This is a genomic window from Ferdinandcohnia sp. SAFN-114, assembly GCF_059415045.1.
Genome location: NZ_JBPFDQ010000047.1, coordinates 1 through 21,987 on the forward strand (window position 1 = coordinate 1; position 21,987 = coordinate 21,987).

General features: G+C 37.6%; 21 protein-coding genes. 20 read left to right on the forward strand and 1 reads right to left on the reverse strand.

The window, feature by feature from the left end:
* The 16 genes from ACR65M_RS15555 to ACR65M_RS15630 form a co-directional block, all read left to right on the forward strand.
* On the forward strand, window positions 1-609 hold a 609-nt coding region (locus ACR65M_RS15555), incomplete at its 5' end, for a transposase (protein WP_440273752.1).
* 781 nt (window positions 610-1,390) lie between these two features.
* Window positions 1,391-1,699 (forward strand): PadR family transcriptional regulator, encoded by a 309-nt coding sequence (locus ACR65M_RS15560; protein WP_341332825.1) that lies wholly within the window; start codon window positions 1,391-1,393, stop codon window positions 1,697-1,699.
* 18 nt (window positions 1,700-1,717) lie between these two features.
* Window positions 1,718-2,329 (forward strand): DUF2812 domain-containing protein, encoded by a 612-nt coding sequence (locus ACR65M_RS15565; protein ID WP_440273753.1) that lies wholly within the window; start codon window positions 1,718-1,720, stop codon window positions 2,327-2,329.
* 389 nt (window positions 2,330-2,718) lie between these two features.
* Window positions 2,719-3,891, forward strand: a complete 1,173-nt coding sequence (locus ACR65M_RS15570) for a sulfite reductase subunit alpha (RefSeq protein ID WP_341332823.1) — start codon at window positions 2,719-2,721, stop codon at window positions 3,889-3,891.
* A 204-nt stretch (window positions 3,892-4,095) separates the two neighbouring features.
* A complete protein-coding gene (locus ACR65M_RS15575; RefSeq protein ID WP_440273754.1) occupies window positions 4,096-5,100 on the forward strand; it encodes a LacI family DNA-binding transcriptional regulator in 1,005 nt (334 codons plus the stop codon).
* A gap of 18 nt (window positions 5,101-5,118) precedes the next feature.
* On the forward strand, window positions 5,119-5,676 hold the full coding sequence (gene hxlB / locus ACR65M_RS15580) for a 6-phospho-3-hexuloisomerase (protein WP_341332821.1): 558 nt from the start codon (window positions 5,119-5,121) through the stop codon (window positions 5,674-5,676).
* Window positions 5,677-5,717: 41 nt separating this feature from the next.
* The gene (locus ACR65M_RS15585) at window positions 5,718-6,737 is read left to right on the forward strand and encodes a TRAP transporter substrate-binding protein (protein ID WP_440273755.1); all 1,020 of its coding nucleotides are present in this window, start codon (window positions 5,718-5,720) and stop codon (window positions 6,735-6,737) included.
* A gap of 14 nt (window positions 6,738-6,751) precedes the next feature.
* Complete coding sequence (locus ACR65M_RS15590; protein ID WP_341332819.1) at window positions 6,752-7,237, forward strand: TRAP transporter small permease; 486 nt, start codon at window positions 6,752-6,754, stop codon at window positions 7,235-7,237.
* Window positions 7,237-8,523: a TRAP transporter large permease gene (locus ACR65M_RS15595; RefSeq protein ID WP_440273756.1), complete on the forward strand. Its 1,287-nt coding sequence runs from the start codon at window positions 7,237-7,239 to the stop codon at window positions 8,521-8,523. Before ACR65M_RS15590 ends, ACR65M_RS15595 begins: the two co-directional genes overlap by 1 nt.
* 24 nt (window positions 8,524-8,547) lie before the next feature.
* Window positions 8,548-9,219 (forward strand): ribose-5-phosphate isomerase RpiA, encoded by a 672-nt coding sequence (rpiA, locus tag ACR65M_RS15600; RefSeq protein WP_341332817.1) that lies wholly within the window; start codon window positions 8,548-8,550, stop codon window positions 9,217-9,219.
* Window positions 9,220-9,299: 80 nt separating this feature from the next.
* Window positions 9,300-10,250 carry a sugar kinase gene (locus ACR65M_RS15605; protein WP_341332816.1) on the forward strand — a complete coding sequence of 317 codons (951 nt, stop codon included), beginning with the start codon at window positions 9,300-9,302 and terminating at the stop codon, window positions 10,248-10,250.
* A 48-nt stretch (window positions 10,251-10,298) separates the two neighbouring features.
* Complete coding sequence (gene hxlA, locus ACR65M_RS15610; RefSeq protein WP_341332815.1) at window positions 10,299-10,910, forward strand: 3-hexulose-6-phosphate synthase; 612 nt, start codon at window positions 10,299-10,301, stop codon at window positions 10,908-10,910.
* Between the two features lie 166 nt (window positions 10,911-11,076).
* On the forward strand, window positions 11,077-11,640 hold the full coding sequence (locus ACR65M_RS15615; RefSeq protein WP_440273757.1) for a tyrosine-type recombinase/integrase: 564 nt from the start codon (window positions 11,077-11,079) through the stop codon (window positions 11,638-11,640).
* Window positions 11,641-11,763: 123 nt separating this feature from the next.
* A complete protein-coding gene (locus ACR65M_RS15620; RefSeq protein WP_440273758.1) occupies window positions 11,764-13,230 on the forward strand; it encodes a DUF1538 domain-containing protein in 1,467 nt (488 codons plus the stop codon).
* Complete coding sequence (locus tag ACR65M_RS15625; protein ID WP_341332812.1) at window positions 13,220-13,888, forward strand: P-II family nitrogen regulator; 669 nt, start codon at window positions 13,220-13,222, stop codon at window positions 13,886-13,888. The genes ACR65M_RS15620 and ACR65M_RS15625 overlap by 11 nt, the downstream gene beginning before the upstream one ends.
* Window positions 13,889-14,043: 155 nt before the next feature.
* Window positions 14,044-15,033 (forward strand): glycoside hydrolase family 43 protein, encoded by a 990-nt coding sequence (locus ACR65M_RS15630; protein ID WP_440273759.1) that lies wholly within the window; start codon window positions 14,044-14,046, stop codon window positions 15,031-15,033.
* A gap of 92 nt (window positions 15,034-15,125) precedes the next feature.
* Here the strand turns inward: ACR65M_RS15630 and ACR65M_RS15635 are convergent, their stop codons facing one another.
* On the reverse strand, window positions 15,126-16,262 hold the full coding sequence (locus ACR65M_RS15635; RefSeq protein ID WP_341333584.1) for an ROK family transcriptional regulator: 1,137 nt from the start codon (window positions 16,260-16,262) through the stop codon (window positions 15,126-15,128).
* 277 nt (window positions 16,263-16,539) lie between these two features.
* Here ACR65M_RS15635 and xylA point away from each other — a divergent pair, with 277 nt between their 5' ends.
* The 4 genes from xylA (at window position 16,540) to ACR65M_RS15655 (ending at window position 21,494) form a co-directional block, all read left to right on the forward strand.
* Window positions 16,540-17,862: a xylose isomerase gene (gene xylA, locus ACR65M_RS15640; protein ID WP_440273760.1), complete on the forward strand. Its 1,323-nt coding sequence runs from the start codon at window positions 16,540-16,542 to the stop codon at window positions 17,860-17,862.
* Window positions 17,863-17,931: 69 nt separating this feature from the next.
* Complete coding sequence (gene xylB, locus ACR65M_RS15645) at window positions 17,932-19,431, forward strand: xylulokinase (protein WP_440273761.1); 1,500 nt, start codon at window positions 17,932-17,934, stop codon at window positions 19,429-19,431.
* Between the two features lie 210 nt (window positions 19,432-19,641).
* A complete protein-coding gene (locus ACR65M_RS15650; RefSeq protein ID WP_440273762.1) occupies window positions 19,642-20,625 on the forward strand; it encodes an aldo/keto reductase in 984 nt (327 codons plus the stop codon).
* A gap of 245 nt (window positions 20,626-20,870) precedes the next feature.
* Window positions 20,871-21,494, forward strand: a complete 624-nt coding sequence (locus ACR65M_RS15655; protein ID WP_440273763.1) for a YesL family protein — start codon at window positions 20,871-20,873, stop codon at window positions 21,492-21,494.
* Window positions 21,495-21,987 lie beyond the last annotated feature (493 nt).

Consider the following 21,987-nt stretch of genomic DNA (forward strand, 5'->3'; position numbering starts at 1 on the left):
GATAGTCATATGCTTCAACCATTGGTCGAGTCGATTATGGATAAGGTAATGAAACCTATTGCTGTTGCTGCCGACGCAGCTTATAAAACACCGGCAATTTGTAATTTCCTAATAGAAAATGGCATTACCCCTGCACTTCCTTATACACGTCCCAAAACGAAGGAAGGTTTCATGCGTAAACATGAGTATGTTTATGATGAGCACTTTGATTGCTATATCTGTCCGCAAGGACAGACTTTAGTTTACACAACAACGACTAAGGAAGGATACCGACAGTACAAGTCCAATCCTTTAAAGTGCGTAAATTGTCCTTTACTAAAACAGTGTACTCAAAGTCAAAATCACCAGAAGTTAATACAGCGTCACATCTGGGAAGGCTATGTTGAAGAAGCTGACCACCTTCGACACACTGAAGAGGTAAAAGAGATATATGCTCGTCGTAAAGAATCTATAGAACGCGTCTTTGCTGATGCAAAAGAAAAGCATGGTATGCGATGGACAACTCTTAGAGGAATTAAAAAAATGTCCATGCAGGCGATGTTAACTTTTGCTGCAATGAACTTAAAGAAACTAGCAAATTGGACTTGGGCAGGTCCACAGCTTGCATAAATGATATGCAAGCTAGGACAGTATATACTCAAAAATAATTGACATTTTCGATAAAAAAGAAAAAGTAAAAGGCATTTGGGAATAAGAGAATTCCCAAATGCCTTTTGTCGACACTCTGAGAGAGCCCTTGGGCTCTCTTTTTTTGGGACAGAGGGACAGGTACAGTGTCCCAAAGGCCAGTAAGTATAAATTCCCCATTTTACGTCAACTACTCCTGTTCACCAGTCTTTCGACTAGGTGTTTTTTATTTTATAAAGGCTGTTTTCGCAAACTTCGTTGTTTTTTATATCGTTGACTTCCGCTTCAGGTGGAGGCTTTCCGCGGGCGTGGCTTGAGCCTCCTCAACGAAATGTGGAGGCGGCTTGCACAGAAACGAGAAAATTGGCCACTCCGACAAAGAGGCGTAATTTGCCTCTGAAGGAGGACTTGAAATTTCTCGAGTTTCTAGCCGCTACAACTGGACAAGTCGCTGCCGCTCCTGCGGGGTCTCGGTCTCAAGTCTCACACTTTTCCCGCTGGACATTGAATTTGCTTCCTTGAAATAACCCACGCACGAAGAAAATGTGAATACATTTTCGAGGAGTCGCTACCTTACACTCCAATCAACTAGTTTTGCCTTTATTATCAGAAAGCAACAATTTTTTAGGAAAGAGCCTTTATAAAAGGTGTTGTTGGGAAATTAACCTATTTTTCAAATGCTTTATTGACATATACAGTGTAACTGTATAAAATTAAACTATACAGTCAAACTATATAGTTAGCCTGAACTGAGGTGAAAGTTATGAAAAGAGATAAAAATATTCCACTAACAGAAACAGTTTATTACATTCTTTTGGCATTATTGGAGCCGGCACATGGGTACTTAATCCTCCAAAAAGTTGAAGAACTTAGTGATGGGCAGGTAAGGATGGCAGCGGGCACTCTGTATGGGGCTATCGATAATTTGCTAAAGTTGAAGTTTATCGAGCCTGTACCAAGTGAGGACAGCAGAAGGAAGGTTTATGTCATTACAGAAACAGGAAAAGAAATGTTGCAACTTGATTTAGAAAGAATGAAGCATATGATTCGAATAACCGAAGAGGCTTTTTAAAAAAAATGAGGTGAAGAGATGAGAAAATTAAAGTTATTCCTTAACTTTGAAAAAGAAGAAACATGGTTAAGTGAAATGGCTACAAAAGGCTATGAATTTGTTGGAAAGTCATTTACTTATCAATTTCGCCCTACAGAACCTGAAAATGTAAACATAAGAATTGATTACCGGAAATTTAAATCAAAAGAGGATTTTATCGACTATATAACTCTTTTCGAGGATTGCGGATGGAAGCATATTGCGGGAACAAAGAGTTCTGGCACACAATATTTTAAAAAAGTGAGTGAAAGTGCGGACGTGGATATTTTTTCCGATTCTGACTCCAGAGCTTTCCGATATAAAAGACTGTCAAAAATGTACTTGAGTCTTGCTATCTGTTATTTACCTATTCTTATCGCGTTATTCAACAATGATCATCAATACGCTTCTGCTCTTTTAAATCCAAAAGAATTATATTATACTCCTGGTTTATGGGAAAAGACTGGAATGGACTTTTGGGGAGCTTTTCTTTTTGAAACACCATTTGCACTCTTCAGAGGAATCGTAGTTTTTTGTTTCCCAATCATGGTAATGCTCTACTTTATTTTCAGCATCAAAGCCGATCAAAACTATAAAAACTCACTAAAATAAGTGGGATAGGTACAGTTCTCCACCATGAACCCCAACGCTGGAAACAGAGGAGTCGTCCCAATTTTACCGAATAGTACCACTTACCACAAATAAAAACCAACATCCCATTTTTCAAGTTTGTCGTGCACGTAATTGATTTATTGTACAATATAATATCAAAAGAGTCCCTCGAGATTTTTCGAACATGTGCGAATAGCGCAGTTCTGGATTTTAAAAAGAATTGACACAATTCAAGAACAAGATTATGTAAAGACTAAGCGAATTTATTGGGCTGGGCTCTCTTTTGGTAGTATAATGAAAAAGTGATGAAAATGTGTCAAAATGCACACAAGGTAACTTGTACATGTGTTATTCTAACTATATATATAACTGTTGGAGGTTTTTAGAAAATGCAACGAACTATAGATAACGAAAAAGATCCGAAAAAGCCTGTTCCTACAACATTTTCAAGAACGAATCCATTTCAAGCAAAAGTTCTAAAGAACATTAACTTAAATGGGGAAGGTTCTAGTAAGGAAACCAGACATATTGAACTTTCATTAGAAGGTTCAGGATTCTCGTACATCCCTGGTGATACACTTGGAATTGCACCTTCAAATGATCCAGAATTAGTCGCAACCCTTCTTGAGGAAATGAAATGGGATGCAGATGAGGTTGTAAAAGTCGGTCGTAAAGGTGAAACGATGCCTCTCAAAGAAGCATTGATTACGTATTTAGATATCACATTACTTACAAAGAAAATATTGCAGGGTGCAGCAGCATTCACTGATAATGAAGAGCTGCAAAAGCTTGTGGAAGATACAGCGGCAATAAAAGAATATTGCGATGGTCGGGACTTACTTGATATGCTGCGTGACTTTCGTCCATGGAAGGCTTCAGCCCAAGATATCGTTGCTTTATTAAGACAAATGGTACCTAGACTTTATTCTATTGCGAGTAGTTTAGCGGCACATCCAGATGAAGTTCATTTAACAATCGGTGCGGTGCGCTATACTGCGCACGGTCGTGAACGCAAAGGAGTTTGCTCTGTACAATGTGCGGAACGAGTTCAGGAAGGCGATACTCTTCCAGTTTTCGTTCAAGTTAATAAACACTTCCATTTACCAGAAGAATTAGATAAAGATATTATTATGGTTGGTCCTGGAACTGGGATTGCACCATTCCGTTCATTTATCGAAGAACTTGCTGTAAATAAGGCAACAGGTCGATCTTGGTTGTTCTTTGGAGATCAGCATAAGGCGACTGACTTCTTGTATCAAGACGAGTTGGAAAAATACAATCAAGACGGAATCTTGACAAAAATCAACGTAGCTTTCTCACGTGATTCAGCTCAAAAAGTATATGTGCAGCATAAGATGCTTGAGCATGGTAAAGAATTATTTGAGTGGATAAACAACGGTGCTTATTTCTATGTTTGTGGAGATAAAGAACATATGGCAAAAGATGTGAATGAAGCCCTTCTCACAATCATTGAACAAGAAGGCAGCATGGACAGAGAAGCTGCAGAAGCATACCTTAAAGATATGAAAACACAAGGTCGTTACCTACGCGACGTATATTAATAGTAAAGTTTACGAACCCTTCGCAATAGGCGAGGGGTTTTTTAAATGCAAGAATAGTGATTTTATATAAAATGACTTGCGGAAGTCACTAAAAAACTTTAAGAAAATGGTTGTAAAACGCTTTCATATGTTTTATACTTTCACTAAACCGGTTTACTAAATCGGTTTAGTGAAACTTCTATTAAGTGTTTAGGAGATAAATAGATGAAAAAGATAACAATTGCTGATGTTGCAAAACATGCTGGTGTTTCAAAAAGCACCGTTTCCCAATATTTAAATCAGCGTTTCGATTATATGCGCGAGGAAACGAAAGAGCGAATTGAAGATGCTATAGAGAAACTTGGATACAGACCAAACATTTTAGCAAGGAGTTTAAAACAAAAATCTACAACAACTATCGGAGTAATCGTTGCAAATATCTTGCATGAATTTTCTACACAAATTATTCGAGCAATTGAAGATGTTTGCAATGAAAGAGATTTCCACGTCATTGTATGCAATGCAGACGATAATCCGGATAAAGAGAAGAAATATATTGATATGTTACGGGCGAAACAAGTTGATGGACTGATTGCTATTCCGACAGGAGAGAATGTCTCATTATATCAAGACCTAGTGAAGGAGAATTTCCCATTTGTTTTTATTGACCGCTTGATTGAAGGTGTAGATATCGACGCAGTATTACTAGACAACGAGAAAGCATCTTATCTAGCGGTAGAGTCATTTATTAAACATGGATATTCCAAGGTTGCGATGTTAGCACCTTCTCTACACTCGAATATCACACCGCGTATTGAGAGATTAAATGGATATAAAAAAGCGTTGGAACAATACCAAGTCCCCCTAAATGAGGAATATCTTGTTAATTGTGAGATTTCAGAAATGCAACAAGTGTTAGATCGATTGTTACATTTACAACATCCACCGAACGCAATTCTGGCAGGTAATGACTTAGTGTTATATGAAGTATTGGCTTATTCAAAGAAACTAAATATCCAAATTCCTGATGATGTCGCTTTAATTGGCATAGATGACGTCTCATATGCAGAGGTCTTTAGTCCAGCCTTAACAACTATTGCACAACCTACTTTTTTAATGGGAGAAAAAGCAGCAAATATATTATTCGAGAAGATCCAAAACAAAGATCATATAAACCAGGCGGGTATATATCGGTTTGAACCTCGATTACTTGAAAGAGAATCTTATTAAAATGAAGGGTGATAGAAAGTGAAAAAAATAATTGAAACAGTTGCCGAAGAAGTTTCTGGTGTATTAGGACAAATTGATGAAAGTAAAACGTTGGAATTAGCGAATGAATTACAAAATGCCAAGCGAATATTTATTGCCGGTACAGGACGTTCTGGCCTAGTGGGTAAGGTATTTGCAATGCGTTTAATGCATTGTGGATATTCAGTTTTTGTTGTGGGTGAAACGATTACACCAAGCATAGAAACTGGTGATCTCTTGGTTTTAATCTCTGGATCAGGAAATACAGGATCTCTTGTACAGTATGCAGGAAAGGCAAAAGAAATTGATGCAAAAGTTGTGTTGGTTACAACGAACGTGGATTCTTTAATCGGGCAACTCAGCGATATATCAGTAAGAATTCCAGCAGCAACAAAAAAACGCATAGCATCTGAACCTAGTACTATACAGCCGCTTGGTAGTCAGTTTGACCAATCTGCTCACCTGCTTTTAGATGCAATTATTGTTTACCTTTTACAAAAAAGTCCTGAAGGTAAAAGTCATTCCAACTTAAATCAAAAACATGCAAACCTAGAGTAATGTTTGTTTCAAATGAAATTATATTGGGAGGTTGAAGGTGAATGAAAAATAAATACATTTTCATATTACTCGTTTTTTTAACCATAGGACTATTAGCAGGTTGTAATAGTGCAGAAGTGGATGCAGATGGAGATGGGAAAATCAAGATAATCGCAGCACATAACCAAACATCTCCAGATAATCCATATCAAGCAGGAATGTTGAAATTTAAAGATGTTGTGGAGCATGAATCAAATGGAACTATTGAAGTTGAAGTGCATGCCGGAACAATTGGAACAGAAGAATCACAGTTAGTTGAAAAACTTCAACTAGGTGCAGCGGACGTGGTACTCGTTTCGCCAGGTTTTATGACACAAACAGGGATTAGAGAAGTAGATTTATTTTCTGCTCCATATCTCTTTACTAGTTATGACCATTGGTTAAGCGTAGTAGATGGTGAGGTTGGTAAAGAAATGGCTGATATTATTAATGAAAAATCAGATAACTCTTTTAAACTACTAGGTTATTGGTCTGCTGGGGTAAGACATTACTATGGAAAGAAACCGCTTAACTCTATTAGCGACTTGAAAGGAATGTCAATCCGTACCCAAACTTCTGGTGTTGTTTCAGATTTCTGGGAGGCAACCGGAGCCATTCCATCAGGAATTTCATGGGGAGAGCTTTATCAAGGATTACAACAAGACGTTGTTGACTCATCTGAAAACGCTTACCCATTTTTTGTTCAACAAGCTCATCACACAACAAAAAATGGGAAATACATTACCGAAACTGGCCATGACTATACAACAAGATTCTTATTAATCAATGGGAAAAAATTTGACAACCTTTCTAAAGAACAGCAGGACATCATTTTAAAAGCTGCTGAAGAATCGGTAAAAGCAGAACGTGAAGCAACAAACAAACAAGATGTAGAGTATAAGCAAAAAGCAGTTGAAGAAGGCGCAATTGTAAATGAAATTGATAGGCAACCATTCATAGATATTGCAAGACCTATTCTTGAAGACTTTGCAAAGGAAATTGAAGTAGAAGGTTTATTACAAAAGATTATTGAACTCGAATAGTTAGGGGGATTCAAATGAAGCGTTTTGTCCAGACACTTGAAAAATTACAAATCACGCTTGGGGTATTTTTCTTAAGTATTTTCTTTATTGTGATTTTGTTACAAATTATTACCAGACATTTAGGGATATCTGTAATTTGGACAGAAGAGGTAGCGAATTATTCCTTTATTTGGTCGATATTCATGGGCGCAGCGGTAATGGTGAATCGTAGGGAACATTTCAACTTTGATTTCATCATTAAAAAGCTAACAGGAGTAAAGGAGTTAACATTAAAAATTTTTAACGATCTTGTTTTAATTTCATTTAATATTTGTATTTTTTTCCTAGGTCTTATCGTTGTAAATGAATTTTGGAATTACACATGGGCTACGTTTCCTGATATGAAAATGGGGTATATTTGGATCGCAATTCCTATTATGGCGGGTACCATGATTATTTACTCGGTATCACATTTAATTAACCATGTTCAAGAATATAAAGCGAAGGAGGTTAGATCATAATGGGATTTATACTTCTTGGATTATTTATCATCTTAATGTTAATTGGAGTTCCAATCGCCTTTGTAATCGGAATCGTTGCTTTGCTTGGTATTTTTGGAATCCCTTACACTCCTGAAGCCACTGTTCCAATGAAGATGGTGAATGGACTTGATTCGTTCGTTCTATTAGCAGTGCCGTTATTTATTTTAGCTGCTAATTTAATGAACTCTGGAAAAATTTCCGAAAAGCTCATTAACTTAGCACTTGCAATTGTTGGTCCGATTCGCGGGGGACTAGCCCATGCAAACGTGCTAGTATCTATGATGTTTGCTGGTGTGTCTGGCGCAGCACAAGCAGATACAGCCGGGGTAGGTAAAATCCTAATTCCGAGCATGTTAAAACAGGGATATGACAAAGAAACCGCAGTTGGAGTTACGGCTGCATCCTCAACTGTAGGGGTCGTAATACCACCTAGTATTCCGATGATTATTTTCGCAGGTTTAACTAATGCTTCGATTGGTGCGTTGTTTCTTGGTGGAATTGTGCCAGGCATCTTAATTGGTTTAGGTATGATGATTTTTATATACATTCTTGCTAGAAAAAGAAATTATCCACGCTCCAAGCGTGTAGAGATGAAAAAATTTGCTAAATTATTCTTTGAAGCAATTCCAGCATTACTAACCCCAATTATTATCATTGGTGGAATCATTTCAGGTTTCTTTACTGCAACAGAAGCGGCGGCAGTTGCATCGCTTTACACGTTGATTGTATGTATGTTCTATTACAAAACGTTAAAAGTAAAAGACCTACCAAAAATTTTAATGGATACGTTAGCATTGAGTTCATTATCATTGTTCGCGTTAGCAGCTGCAAGCGCACTTGGAGAATTAATGAGCTACTATCAATTAGGAACGATAGCCCAAGAATTCTTTGCGAATAATGTTGGGACAGAATGGTTATTTATTATCATTGTTATCGGGTTCTTCCTGTTTGTAGGAACTTTTATGGATGCTATCCCAGCGATGATACTATTCGTACCGGTTATTCTACCAACTGCTCTGCAGTTTGGAATTGATCCAGTACACTTAGGTTTAATTGTTGTAATTACGTTAGCAATAGGATTGATTACACCTCCATACGGATTATGTCTATTATTAGCGGCTAAAATTGGGGATATGTCCATCGAGAGGTCGTTTGTTGCAGTAATACCGTATATTGCAATTATCATTGTGGTATTATTATTTATTGCGTTTTTCCCAGAAATTGCATTTTATATTCCAAAATTGATTAATCCTGGTCTATTTTAAGGATTTACAGGGGTGAGCGATAGCGTGGATAACGATAAACGAATTGCGGCTGAAGAAGCAGTTAAATTTGTGAAAAATGGTATGACAGTTGGATTAGGATCTGGCTCTACAGTAAACTTGATGCTAAAAAAATTGAGTGAACGTGTGAAGGAGGGGCTTCACATTAAAGGAATCCCATCGTCGAAAAAAACAGAACGTCTAGCAAAAGAACTGGGCATTCCGTTAACTGACTTTTCCACGACTACACATATTGATCTTGCCATTGATGGTGCTGATGAAATCGATAAGGAACTAAACCTGATTAAGGGTGGGGGAGGCTCACTAGTAAGAGAAAAGATAGTTGACGCTTGCGCAGATGAATTGATTATTATTGCCGATTCTACAAAATTAGTTCCTAAGCTAGGTGCTTTCTCTCTACCAGTGGAGGTTATACCATTTGGATTTGAGGTGACAGTAAAGAGTATTGAAAAAATCGGCGGAATTCCATCGCTACGAATGAAAGAAAATCAAGTGTTTATATCTGACAATAGAAATTACATTTTAGATTGTGACTTTGGACTTATTGATGATGCGATTCAATTACATGAGAGGTTGATTAAGTTAGTTGGGGTAGTTGATACAGGTCTATTTGGTGAGATGGCAGACAAAGTGATTGTGGCTCGGAATGGTAATATCGAAATTCACACAAGAAACTAATTGGCAGCTCCCCTTGTTCAACAAGTGGCAAGTTGAGCTGTGTACAATTTGGCAGAAATAAAGTTTTGGAGGAATCGGTTATGAAAGACGTGATTACGATTGGGGAAGCAATGATTGCATTTAACCCTACTGCAACTGGACCGATGAAATTTGTAAATGGATTTGAAAAAAAAATAGGTGGAGCAGAGCTCAATTTAGTAATTGGGTGTGCGCGACTTGGGTTGAAAACCGGATATATTAGCCGCTTAGGTAACGATGAGTTTGGAAAATACATTCTAAATTTTGCTCGCGGTGAGGGAATTGATGTTTCACAGGTAGAATTTGTTGACGGATATCCAACATCTTTAAATTTTAAAGAAATTATGGAAGATGGAAATGTTAGAACTTTTTATTATCGAGACAAATCCCCTACACTTGCCATGAGTGAAGATGACTTAGATGAAAACTACTTCCAACAAGCAAGAATTCTACACATTACTGGGATTTATCCAGCCATCGGCTCTGTTAACATCAAAGTAATCTATCAAGCTATTAAGCTTGCAAAGAAGTATGGGTTAAAAATTTCCTTTGATCCAAATATAAGACTTCGCATGTGGAGTAAGGAAGAAGCCAGAAAAGTGTTATCTGAGATTCTACCACACGTGGACATCTTACTTGCAGGGGACGAAGAAATGGAAATTATCATCGGTGAAAAGAACCCTGAAACAATTATTGAAAAGATGAAAGCAATGGGCATATCTTTTATTGCTATCAAACAAGGGGAAAAAGGATCAGTCGGTTATTTTAACGGTGATATGATAAAATCACCGGCAATAAAGGCGTCAAAGGTAGTGGATACGGTTGGTGCCGGTGATGGATTTAATGCCGGTGTCCTTTACGGTATTTTAAAAGGTTGGCCACTTGAAAAAACGCTACATTTTGCAAATACAATTGGTTCAATGGTTGTAAGCGTAAAAGGAGATAATGAAGGACTGCCTTATATTGAAGATGTTCAGGCAAAGCTCGGGGAAGTTGAACGAATTGAAAGGTAAGTAGAAATTTCTATTCTTACTTGGTAATGGGAATATGAGGTGATTAGATTGAAATTACAGTTAGCATTAGATAGATTAACAAAAGAAGAGTGTATTCGAATTGCAAAAGAAACTGAAGAAAGTACTGATATCCTAGAAATTGGAACAGGTGTCATTAAAGAGTATGGAATGTCCATTATCAGAGAAATGCGTTCGCTATTCCCAACAAAAGTGATTCTTGCTGATATGAAAACCTGTGATGCAGGGAAACATGAGTCACTTCAAGCATTTGATGCAGGTGCAGATATTACGACCGTAATGGCATTTTCGTCCAACATTACAATTAAAGATACACTAGACATAGCCAAAGAAACAGGAAATCAAATCATGATTGATTTATTAGAGGTCCATTCCAGAGAAAGGCTAATAGAGCTTAAAGAGCTTGGTGTAAAACTAGTAAGTCTACATGTTGGAAAAGATAAACAAACAGAAGGGAACTTTAACACCGAATTATTTTCACTTGTTGAGGGCTTTGGCTTTGAGGTAGCCGTTGCGGGTGGAATTAAACTCGAAAACATACCTGATATTGCTGTTTATAACCCAGACATTATTATTGCAGGTAGTTCTATCACAGGAGCTGAAAATCCTGCATATATGGCAGCCAAAATGAAGAATGGATAAAACTCGACAGCGACTCGACTGAGAACTGTCGAGTTTTTTTATGAAAAAGTATAGTGGAATAGTCGTGGGACAAGGGACCTGTCCCTGTGACCCATTTTTTATTGTGGTGTTACATAGTTGGTGTTAAAATATGGTTAAGTAACATTGGTAATTGGAGGAAAATCCTATGGAGTTTGTTGAACCTATCAAAAGAATTGCTGATATTAAGGGTATGAAGGAAGTATTGAGTCAACATTCACAGCGGGATTTGTTGTTCTTTGTCTTTGGGATCAATACAGGGATGAGGGTTAGTGAATTACTTTCTTTAAAAGTCGGTGATATCTGGGATGGGCAGGATATAAAAGAATTTGTTTCTATAGAAGGCCCCCACACAGATGAAGTAACTGACTTCTATATTAATCTCAGTGTGAAGAAAGAACTAAGGAAATATTTAAGCCAAGTTGATTTACAGGAGTGTGATTATTTATTCAAATCAAAAAAGAATAATAAACCAATTACTCGTCAGCAAGCATACAGAATTATTAATCATGCAGCAAAAGAGGTCGGAATTCCAGGAAAAATAGGGACTCACACCTTAAGGAAGACATTTGGATATCATGCCTATCGGAAGGGAATAGCTGTTTCCATCTTATCAAAGATCTATCGTCACCAGTCTTCTGCAGAAACATTACATTATATCGGTATTGAAAAAAACGAAAAATACATTATAAAAGTGGATGTTAATTTATAATCCATTATTTGGAAATCTATCCTGTGTAATACCCACATTAATATACTAGATTTCTATTTTTTAGGTAATACAAATTTACTAGAAAGGAATGATCTAAAATTGCATGTTTTAGTTTCTAAACTTGTGGAAGTTTTGTATGCCGTTCTCCCTATTACCGCTATTGTCTTGATACTAAACTTTACTTTAGTTCACTTAGATATGACACTAATAGTTCGCTTTATCATTGGAGCGATTTTAATCATTATTGGATTGTCTATCTTTTTATTTGGAGTCGATCTTGGAATTACGCCAATTGGACAGTCAATGGGGGCAAGTATTGCAAAATCTAATAAAATATGGATTGTGGTGATAGCTGGATTAGCGCTAGGATTTTTCATCTCCATTGCCGAACCTGATTTACATATACTCGCCGGACAGGTTGACCTTGTTACATCTGGATTGATTTCTAAGGCTAGTCTTGTTGTGATTGTTTCGATTGGAATTGGTGCTTTAATTGCGGTGGGTCTTGCAAGAATTGTTTACAACTTTCCTTTATATAAATTGTTATCCATTTTGTATTTAATCATCTTTGTACTCGCCATATTCACTTCTCCAGAATTTTTAGCCATATCATTTGACGCTTCAGGGGCAACGACTGGGGCATTGACGGTTCCTTTTATTTTAGCGCTTGCCTTAGGGGTTTCTACACTAAAAAAGGATAGTAAAGCTTCAGAGAAAGATAGCTTCGGTTTAGTTGCAATCGCCTCTACAGGTGCGATCATCTCTGTCATGATCATGAACATCATTGCCAAAACGGATAAAATCTCAGGAAGTTTGGAAAATAATGAGGTTTCAAGCTCTATTATTGGACCTTTCTTGCACAAATTTCCAATCATAGCGTTTGAAATCATTATTGCGCTACTACCAATCTTAATCCTTTTTCTTATTTTTCAAAAAGTCTCATTTAAAAAGTCTAAAAAAGCAGTACGGAAAATTATAATGGGTCTCTTATTTACATTTATCGGACTTGTCCTGTTTTTAGTCGGAGTGAATGCTGGATTTATGGATGTAGGTACTGCAGTTGGGTATAGTATTGCATCTTTAGACAGTAAAGCATATCTTGTTATTGTAGCTTTTATCTTGGGGCTTGTAACAATATTGGCAGAACCTGCTGTTCACGTGTTGACACATCAAATAGAAGATGTTACAAGTGGGTATGTACCGAGAAAGACGGTCATGTTTTCTTTATCTATAGGAGTAGGTATTGCGGTCGCGTTGTCGATACTAAGAATATTAATTCCCGAATTACAGTTATGGCATTATCTTCTGCCAGGTTATATTATTGCGATAGCCATGACTTATTTTGTACCAAAACTGTTTGTCGGGATTGCATTTGATTCAGGTGGTGTTGCCTCAGGTCCAATGACAGCAACATTTATCTTAGCGTTTATTCAAGGTGCTGCTGAGGCAATTGACGGTGCAAATGTCCTAATTGATGGATTTGGAATGATTGCAATGGTCGCGTTAACACCATTAATTGCTTTACAGGTATTAGGATATGTATTTAAATTAAAATCAAAAAAAGGAGGACTGGAGAAGAATGTTGGGTAATTCTGAATCAGCCGACTTTGAACTGGTTTGCATAATTGTAAATCATGGTATGGGAAGTAAAATCATGCAAACAGCTAAGAAATTCGGAATATCAGGAGGAACAGTGTTGTTAGGAAAAGGCACAATAAAAAATCGCCTCTTAGAATTCTTAGCTTTAAATGACGTTAGAAAAGAAATTGTTATCATGGTCTCGAATAATAAGGTAGCGGAACAAGCGCTAGATCAGCTTGATGAAAAATTTAAATTCTCTAAACCTAATCATGGAATAGCATTTACGACTTCTGTTGGTCATATTGTTGGAGCAAGTAGCTGTAAAAGTGAAGAAATTAAAGAAGAGGAAGGTGCAGACAATCCAATGTATCATGCGATTACAGTGATTGTAGAAAAGGGTAATGCCGAAGATGTGATTGATGCAGCGGTCGAAGCTGGTTCTAAGGGTGGTACAATCATGAATGCAAGAGGTTCTGGAATCCATGAAACAAGTAAACTATTTTCAATGGAAATAGAACCTGAAAAAGAGATTGTATTAATTTTAGCTGAGACAGCAAGCACAGATGCAATTGTAGAATCAATTAGGAAAAAAATAAAAATCGATGAACCAGGAAATGGTATCATTTTTATACAAGATGTTAAAAAGACGTACGGAATTTATAAATAAAATGAGGTGCTAGCACTGACGTGTTATAGAAGAGTCAGGGTTGGCACTTTTTTATTTTTAAAAAAGTAATTACAAGTTAGTTGTTTCACTATACAAAGTATATTGAATATGATTTAATGAATGTGTAGGTATCATAAAAGTTACTGGAGGCTGTTATGGTGAAAAACACAAAACCTAATGAACCAATCGTTACACATATTTTTACAGCAGATCCTTCTGCACACGTTTTTGAAGGAAAACTCTATATTTATCCATCACATGACCTTGAACACGATGAACCGTCAAATGATAATGGGGACCAATATAAAATGGAAGATTACCACGTTTTATCCATGGAGGATATGGAAGGACCTATTGTAGACCATGGGGAAGTACTTCATATAAAGGATGTACCATGGGCAAGTAAGCAAATGTGGGCACCTGATGCAGCTTACAAAAATGGCAAGTACTATTTTTACTTTCCTGCACGTGATAAAGAAGGTATTTTCAGAATTGGAGTTGCGACAGGGAATAGCCCAGCTGGACCTTTTACACCAGAGGAAAATTATATACCAGGAAGCTTTAGTATCGACCCTGCTGTTTTTGTAGATGAAGATGATAGCGCTTTTATGTATTTCGGAGGGCTTTGGGGTGGTCAGCTTGAAAAATGGCAAACGGGCTCATTTAAATCTGAGGTTACAGAAGGACCAGCTCCTACAGAACCTGCATTAGGGCCGATCTTCGCAGAATTAAATGATGATATGCTTACTTTTAAAAGTGAACCGAAGGAAATTTCAATTGTTGACGAGAATGGAAACCCAATATTAGCAGGTGACGAAGACCGTCGTTATTTTGAAGGACCGTGGGTTCATAAATACAATGGACTTTATTATCTATCCTATTCAACTGGAACAACACATAAAATTGTATACGCTGTCAGTGAAAATCCACAAGGACCATTCGTGTTCAAGGGGACAATTCTTAAGCCAGTAATTGGTTGGACAACCCATCATTCAATTGTTCAATTTAAGAATAAGTGGTATCTCTTCTACCATGACTGCTCTTTATCAAATGGGATTAACCATAAGCGCAGCGTTAAATTTACAGAACTTAAATACAATGAAGATGGAACAATTCAAACAATTAATCCATATGGAGATAAATAATGTAGAGATTCGACAGGACAGCCTGTCGAATTTTTTTATAAAAAAAGCCCTGCTTTCTATTAAAAGCAGGGGAGAGACGTGGGCGAGTTTCCTTAACCTTTGATAAAGTTGTCTACAGCGAAGGCTGATAGACCTAACGAGGTTGAGTATTTACCGAGTTTTGAAAAATTGAGTTGCAAGTCGTTTTGGTGGAATGCGAGTGTGTGTTTTTCAATCGTATTCCGGATAGGTGATTCGATCCATTCTTTCGCTAATGCAAGTCGATTTCCGATGATGACCTGTTCGGGGTTAAAAGTATTAATGATGTTATTAATTCCAAGTCCTAGATAGTGTCCAATCTCTTCAAAGAGGTGCTTCGCTTTTTTGTCACCATTCTTCGCTAACTCAAGTAACCCTTCCAGTGATTTAATACTAGCATCAGACATTTCGAGTAATGCTTGCTCTGATGCATAAGCTTCCCAGCATCCACGACTTCCACAGTTACAACGCTTACCGTTCATGTCAATAATCATATGTCCCATCTCACCGGAGAATCCATTTATTCCTTTATAAAGCTCCCTGTTAACAATGATTCCGACACCAATTCCTATACCAGCGCTGATATAAAGAATGTTTTTGTGGTTTTGTCCTATACCAAAATTCTGTTCACCAACAGCCCCGGCGTTTGCTTCGTTTTCGATAATAACTGGAACATTGTAGAGTTTTTCAAGCTCCTCCTTTAATTGGATATTACTCCATCCAAGATTCGGAGCTAGCAGGACGGACCCCTCATTATTAACAATTCCCGGTACACCAACTCCGATACCGACAATTCCGTACCTGCTCTTTGGCATTTCATCCATTAGCGACTGAATCATTTTTTGTAAAATATCCATGATTGACGCATAAGTAGTGTGGCTCAGTGTTTGGCTTTTTTCAATTAAAATATTCCCTTTTAAATCGGTAAGGACAGATAGCACATAGTTTACACCAATATCGATTCCAATTGCATAACCTGCATCCTTATTGAAGTGAAGAATCACGGGACGTCGACCTCCACTAGAGACACCTGGTCCTGATTCAAAAATTAAATCTTCCTCTAATAATTCAGTAACTAAAGTTGAAACTGTTGTTTTATTTAAGCCTGAAGTCTGAGCAATATCTGCACGTGAAATTGGCTCGTTTTCCATAATTAATTGAAGGACGAGTGCTTTATTATTTTTTTTAACAACCTGTTGATTCCATGTCATCGTTCTCACTGATTTAACTCCTTATTTGGTATTGTGTTTATTTTATCATAAAACTTAGTATGGTGAATATACGAATGTGAAACTCAGTATATATAAGGAATGGGGGATAAATTAAGTACGTATAAATATAATAGTAAAATAATTTTCGAGATACTTAGTTTATTGTATAGACAAACTTTGTAAGCGGTGTTATACTCTGATTATGGAAGCTTGCTTAAAGATGACAAGCTTTTGATAGCATTAAAAAAAATTTCTAAATACCAGGAGGAATAACCCGATGGCTTATTTCGATTCAGTTAACAAAATTAAATATGAAGGCGCTAAATCTACGAATCCTTTTTCATTTAAATATTACAATCCAGAAGAAAAAATTAATGGCAGGACAATGGAGGAAATTCTTCGTTATTCTGTTGCATACTGGCATACATTTACTGCTGATGGAACAGACCCATTTGGTGTAGGGACTGCAGTACGTCCTTGGGATCACCTTAAGGGTTTAGACTTAGCAAAAGCTCGTGTTGAAGCATCTTTTGAGCTTTTTGAAAAATTAGATGTTCCTTTCTTTGCGTTCCATGATGTTGATGTAGCTCCAGAAGGTAGTACATTGAAGGAAACGAATGAAAATCTTGATGTCATTATTGCAATGATTAAAGATTACATGAAGACAAGCAAAGTAAAATTACTTTGGAACACAGCTAATATGTTCACAAACCCACGCTATACACACGGTGCTGCGACTTCTCCAAATGCAGATGTATTTGCTTACTCTGCTGCAAAAGTAAAAAAAGGATTAGAAGTTGCTAAAGAACTTGGTGCAGAAAACTATGTTTTCTGGGGTGGCCGTGAAGGTTACGAAACACTTTTAAACACTGATATGAAGCTTGAGATGGACAACTTAGCTCGTTTCTTCCACATGGCCGTTGACTATGCGAAGGAAATTGGATTAAATGTTCCATTCTTAATTGAGCCAAAACCAAAAGAGCCTACTAAGCACCAATATGATTTTGACGTAGCTACAGGTCTAGCATTCTTACAAAAATATGACCTAACAGATTACTTCAAGTTCAATATTGAAGCAAACCACGCAACACTTGCTGGTCATACATTTGAGCATGAGTTAAGAACAGCTCGTATTAATGGTATGCTTGGTTCAGTTGATGCAAACCAAGGGGATACATTACTTGGCTGGGATACAGATGAATTCCCAACAGACCTATATACAAACACATTAGCAATGTATGAAATTCTGCAAAATGGTGGACTAGGCAATGGTGGTCTAAACTTTGATGCAAAAGTAAGAAGAGGTTCATTTGATACAGATGATCTTTTCCACGCACATATTGCGGGTATGGATGCTTTTGCGGTTGGCTTAAAGGTGGCTAATAAACTAATCGAAGATAAAGTGCTTGATAACTTTGTAGAAGAGCGCTATAGCAGTTATACGAAAGGCATTGGCTTAGAAATCGTAGAAGGAAAAACCAACTTCCGTGAGCTAGAAGCATATGCACTTGGATTAACTGAAATTAAAAATACATCAGGTAGAACAGAACGCTTAAAAGCGTTAATCAACCAATATCTACTAGAAACTTTAAATGCTTAATGAATAGAAAACAAGAATGTGCTGGGTGTATGCTACTCCAGCACATTTTTGTAGAAAAGGATGAGACGGATGAAATATGTAATCGGTGTGGACCTCGGAACAAGCGCTGTAAAAATTTTGCTTGTAAATCAGAACGGGGAAGTAGCAGGTGAGGTATCGAAATCATATCCACTTATAATTGAGAAATCAGGTTATAGTGAACAAAATCCGGAAGAATGGGTTGAAAAGACAACTGCAGGTCTAAAAGAACTTGTTGCTCAATTCAATGGGGACGTAAATGATATTGAAGGAATTAGTTTCTCTGGACAAATGCATGGACTAGTTTTACTAGACAATGAAAATCAAGTGTTGAGAAACGCAATTTTATGGAATGATACAAGAACGACGAAGCAATGTGAGCAAATCTATGAGACTTTTGGTAGGGAACAACTATTGGAAGTAACAAAGAACCCTGCATTAGAAGGTTTTACATTGCCGAAAATTCTTTGGGTAAAAGAAAATGAGCCGCAAATATTCGAACGCTCCAATCTGTTCATGCTTCCGAAGGATTATTTACGTTATCGAATTACAGGTGCCATTCATATGGAGTACTCAGACGCGGCGGGGACATTGATGTTAGATGTGGCAAATCGTGAATGGAGTAAGGAAGTATTAAATGCATTTGGACTTGTGCCAGAATTTTGTCCACCTTTAGTGGAGTCACACGACTTTGTTGGTACGGTAATTCCTGAATTTGCTGAGATAACAGGACTATCTAAGGCTACTAAGGTGTTTGCTGGAGGAGCGGATAACGCTTGTGGCGCGATTGGTTCAGGAATCTTGTCGGAAGGTAAGACTCTCTGCAGCATAGGCACTTCAGGTGTAGTGTTGTCCTACGAGGAACGAAATGATCTTGATTTTGAAGGTAAGGTTCACTATTTTAACCATGGTGAAGAAAACACGTATTATACAATGGGTGTCACTCTTGCGGCAGGATATAGCCTGAGTTGGGTTAAGGATACGTTTGCAAAAGAAGAGACTTTCGATCAATTTTTAGAGGGTATCGAGGAAGTGCCTTCAGGTAGCAACGGATTATTATTTACACCTTATATTGTAGGTGAAAGAACACCACATGCAGATTCGAATATCCGAGGCAGCTTTATTGGTATTGATGCAGCCCATGAACGAAAGCATTTTGCCCGTGCGGTACTCGAAGGAATTACATTTTCTTTGAACGAGTCGATTGAAATCTTCAGAAATAGCGGCAAAACGATAGATACAATTATATCAATTGGCGGCGGTGCAAAAAACGAAGCTTGGCTACAAATGCAGGCCGATATTTTTAACGCGAAAATAGAGAAATTAACATCTGAACAAGGTCCTGGAATGGGAGCAGCCATGCTTGCTGCATATGGCAGTGGATGGTTTGAATCATTAAAAGAATGTGCGGATACGTTCCTGCAAACTTCGAAAACATATGAACCAATTCCAGAAAATGTGGAAGCGTACCAAAAAATATTTGCCATCTACCAACAAGTTTATACCCAAACAAAAGCTCTCAACGAACAGCTAAGAGCCTTTAGAAAATAATGGGACGGGGACAGGTCCCCTGTCCCACTTTCCATTTAAATGAAACAGATTGAAGGCCAGTATTATTCTTCGGTCATTTACATAAGTTCGGAGCAGAGGGAGAAGAGCGTTTTAAAAAGTGAAATCTGATACGAATTGGGCATTATTAACCATCAAATATTGGTCAATAAGAGGATTAATTGATAAACTGCAATGAAAGGGGATATAAAAATGAATTACCGTGAATTAGGCAACACTGGAATAAAAATTAGTGAAGTGAGCTTTGGTACTTGGGCAATCGGCGGTGCTTGGGGGAAAACGAATGATACTGAAGCTCTAAGGTCTCTGGAATTTGCAATGGATCAAGGTGTGAACTTTTTTGATACAGCCGATGTGTATGGTGACGGACATAGTGAAGAGTTGTTGGCCAAGGCAACAAAAGGCAAGGAAGATAAGATTCATATTGCCACTAAGTTCTGCCGTCAAGGCGACATCTTTGATCCCAATAATTACAGTTATGAACAAGTAAGCAAATATTGTGAAGACAGCCTTCGTCGTTTAAATCGAGATGCCATTGATTTATATCAAATTCATTGCCCTGCTACAGAGATTTTACGAGATGGAAGTGTTTTTGAAGTACTCGACCGTTTGCAACTCGAAGGGAAAATTCGTCATTATGGGGTAAGTGTAGAAACAGTTGAGGAAGGTCTTATTTGTTTGGAGAATCCAAATGTGAAGAGCCTGCAAATTATTTTTAATATGTTCCGCCAAAAGCCACTGGATGAGTTAATTCCTAAGGCCTACAATAAAGGAGTCGGACTACTTGTGAGATTGCCACTTGCAAGCGGGCTGCTTACTGGTAAATTTACTGCTGATCATGTCTTTGAAGAGGATGACCACCGTCGTTTTAATGAAAATGGGGAAGCATTTAATGTTGGGGAAACATTTGCTGGACTTGGTTTTAAAAAGGGTGTTGAACTTGCGGACCAGTTAAAGTGGATCGCAAATGGACGTAACTCGATGGCAAGTGCAGCTCTACGTTGGATATTAGACCAAAAAGAAATAACATGTATAATTCCTGGCTTTAAAAATGTAAAACAAGTTCAAAATAACCTGGCATCTCTTGAAGAAAAATCATTTACAAACGAAGAAGCAGAACAAATTCAGCGTTTCTATCATGAAAATGTAAAAGATTTTATCAGAGGAGCATATTAAAGAACGAGCTAGTCTCGTTCTTTTTTATGGACATATGATTCGAGTTTTTATTTGGAAGCGTGAGAGAGTGATATATTTGTTATTCCATGAGGAAACATTACAATCATCAGTTAGAGTGGTTCGGAAGCTTGTTAGGAATTTGATTTGTTACTTGTTGTTGAGCGCTATGAAAGGATTTTAAGAGTAGAGTGTGATAAAATTTCATATCAAAATAATTTTGTATTTGTCGACGTCGGAGGGATTTGATGAGTAAAACAGCAAACCGAGCCTATGCGGCTACATTGTGGATTTCAAAATTCGCGTATCTAAATCTACTTTGGATTGGATTCTCGTTAGTGGGACTAGTTGCTTTGGGATTCTTTCCAGCAACGGTGGCCATGTTTGCGGTTGTTCGCAAATGGTTAATGGGAGATACTGATATTCCAGTCTTTGGTACCTTTTGGAGTACCTATAAAGCTGAGTTTATAAAAAGTAACGGTCTAGGGTTGATCATTTTAGTGGTTGGAGTCTTGATAATACTTGACTTGTTTTTTGTAAGGAATTTAGGTGGAAGTTTTGTTCGCGTAATTCAAATCCCAATTTATTTGTTTATTTTTGCAGCAGTAATGACGTTGTTGTACATATTTCCGGTGTTTGTTCACTATGAACTTAAGATTGTCCATATGATTAAAAACTCATTTTTGTTAATGCTCATTAACCCACTTGAAAATGTTGTGATGGTTATTAGTTTGGTAATGGTATTCTTTGTCATAAAATATATCCCTGGATTGGGCTTTTTCTTCGGGGGGAGCCTATCTGCAGCAATCATCATGGCTGCATGCTACCGTGCTTTTCAAAAGATGGAACGGAAGAAGGAAAGCTTAGGTTAAGTAAAGAAGTTATATTGCGGATCAGAAAGCCATTCTGAATCCCAGAGGTTCTAATTACCTTTTCAAGAGTTGATGTAGGGGAAAAGGAGCTTTGGATTGATACTGAATCCTCTTCATGGGGTCAATGAAGGGGAAAAGAATGTTTGGACTGATACTGAATCCTTTTCATCGCGTCAATGAAGAGGAAAAGGAGCGTCGAACAGAATCCGAATCCTCCTCATGGTGTTGATGAAGGGGAAAAGGAGCGTCGAACATAAGCTGAATCCTCTTCATAGCGCCGATGAAGGGGAAAAGAAGCTTTGGATTGATACTGAATCCTCTTCATCGCGTCGATGAAGAGGAAAAGAAGCGTTGGACAGAATCCGAATCCTCTTCATCGCGTCAATGAAGAGGAAAAGGAGCGTCGAACAGAATCCGAATCCTCTTCATAGCGCCGATGAAGGGGAAAAGAAGCTTTGGATTGATACTGAATCCTCTTCATCGCGTCGATGAA

Bases quoted from the DNA above. Each gene is read 5' to 3' on its own strand.
- ACR65M_RS15605 (WP_341332816.1), top strand. From the start codon at position 9,300: ATGAAAGACGTGATTACGATTGGGGAAGCAATGATTGCATTTAACCCT.
- ACR65M_RS15560 (WP_341332825.1), top strand. From the start codon at position 1,391: ATGAAAAGAGATAAAAATATTCCACTAACAGAAACAGTTTATTACATT.
- ACR65M_RS15625 (WP_341332812.1), top strand. From the start codon at position 13,220: ATGTTGGGTAATTCTGAATCAGCCGACTTTGAACTGGTTTGCATAATT.
- ACR65M_RS15615 (WP_440273757.1), top strand. From the start codon at position 11,077: ATGGAGTTTGTTGAACCTATCAAAAGAATTGCTGATATTAAGGGTATG.
- ACR65M_RS15565 (WP_440273753.1), top strand. From the start codon at position 1,718: ATGAGAAAATTAAAGTTATTCCTTAACTTTGAAAAAGAAGAAACATGG.
- ACR65M_RS15635 (WP_341333584.1), bottom strand. From the start codon at position 16,262: ATGACATGGAATCAACAGGTTGTTAAAAAAAATAATAAAGCACTCGTC.
- ACR65M_RS15650 (WP_440273762.1), top strand. From the start codon at position 19,642: ATGAATTACCGTGAATTAGGCAACACTGGAATAAAAATTAGTGAAGTG.
- xylA (WP_440273760.1), top strand. From the start codon at position 16,540: ATGGCTTATTTCGATTCAGTTAACAAAATTAAATATGAAGGCGCTAAA.
- ACR65M_RS15630 (WP_440273759.1), top strand. From the start codon at position 14,044: ATGGTGAAAAACACAAAACCTAATGAACCAATCGTTACACATATTTTT.
- ACR65M_RS15575 (WP_440273754.1), top strand. From the start codon at position 4,096: ATGAAAAAGATAACAATTGCTGATGTTGCAAAACATGCTGGTGTTTCA.
- ACR65M_RS15585 (WP_440273755.1), top strand. From the start codon at position 5,718: ATGAAAAATAAATACATTTTCATATTACTCGTTTTTTTAACCATAGGA.
- xylB (WP_440273761.1), top strand. From the start codon at position 17,932: ATGAAATATGTAATCGGTGTGGACCTCGGAACAAGCGCTGTAAAAATT.
- ACR65M_RS15590 (WP_341332819.1), top strand. From the start codon at position 6,752: ATGAAGCGTTTTGTCCAGACACTTGAAAAATTACAAATCACGCTTGGG.
- ACR65M_RS15595 (WP_440273756.1), top strand. From the start codon at position 7,237: ATGGGATTTATACTTCTTGGATTATTTATCATCTTAATGTTAATTGGA.
- ACR65M_RS15570 (WP_341332823.1), top strand. From the start codon at position 2,719: ATGCAACGAACTATAGATAACGAAAAAGATCCGAAAAAGCCTGTTCCT.
- ACR65M_RS15655 (WP_440273763.1), top strand. From the start codon at position 20,871: ATGAGTAAAACAGCAAACCGAGCCTATGCGGCTACATTGTGGATTTCA.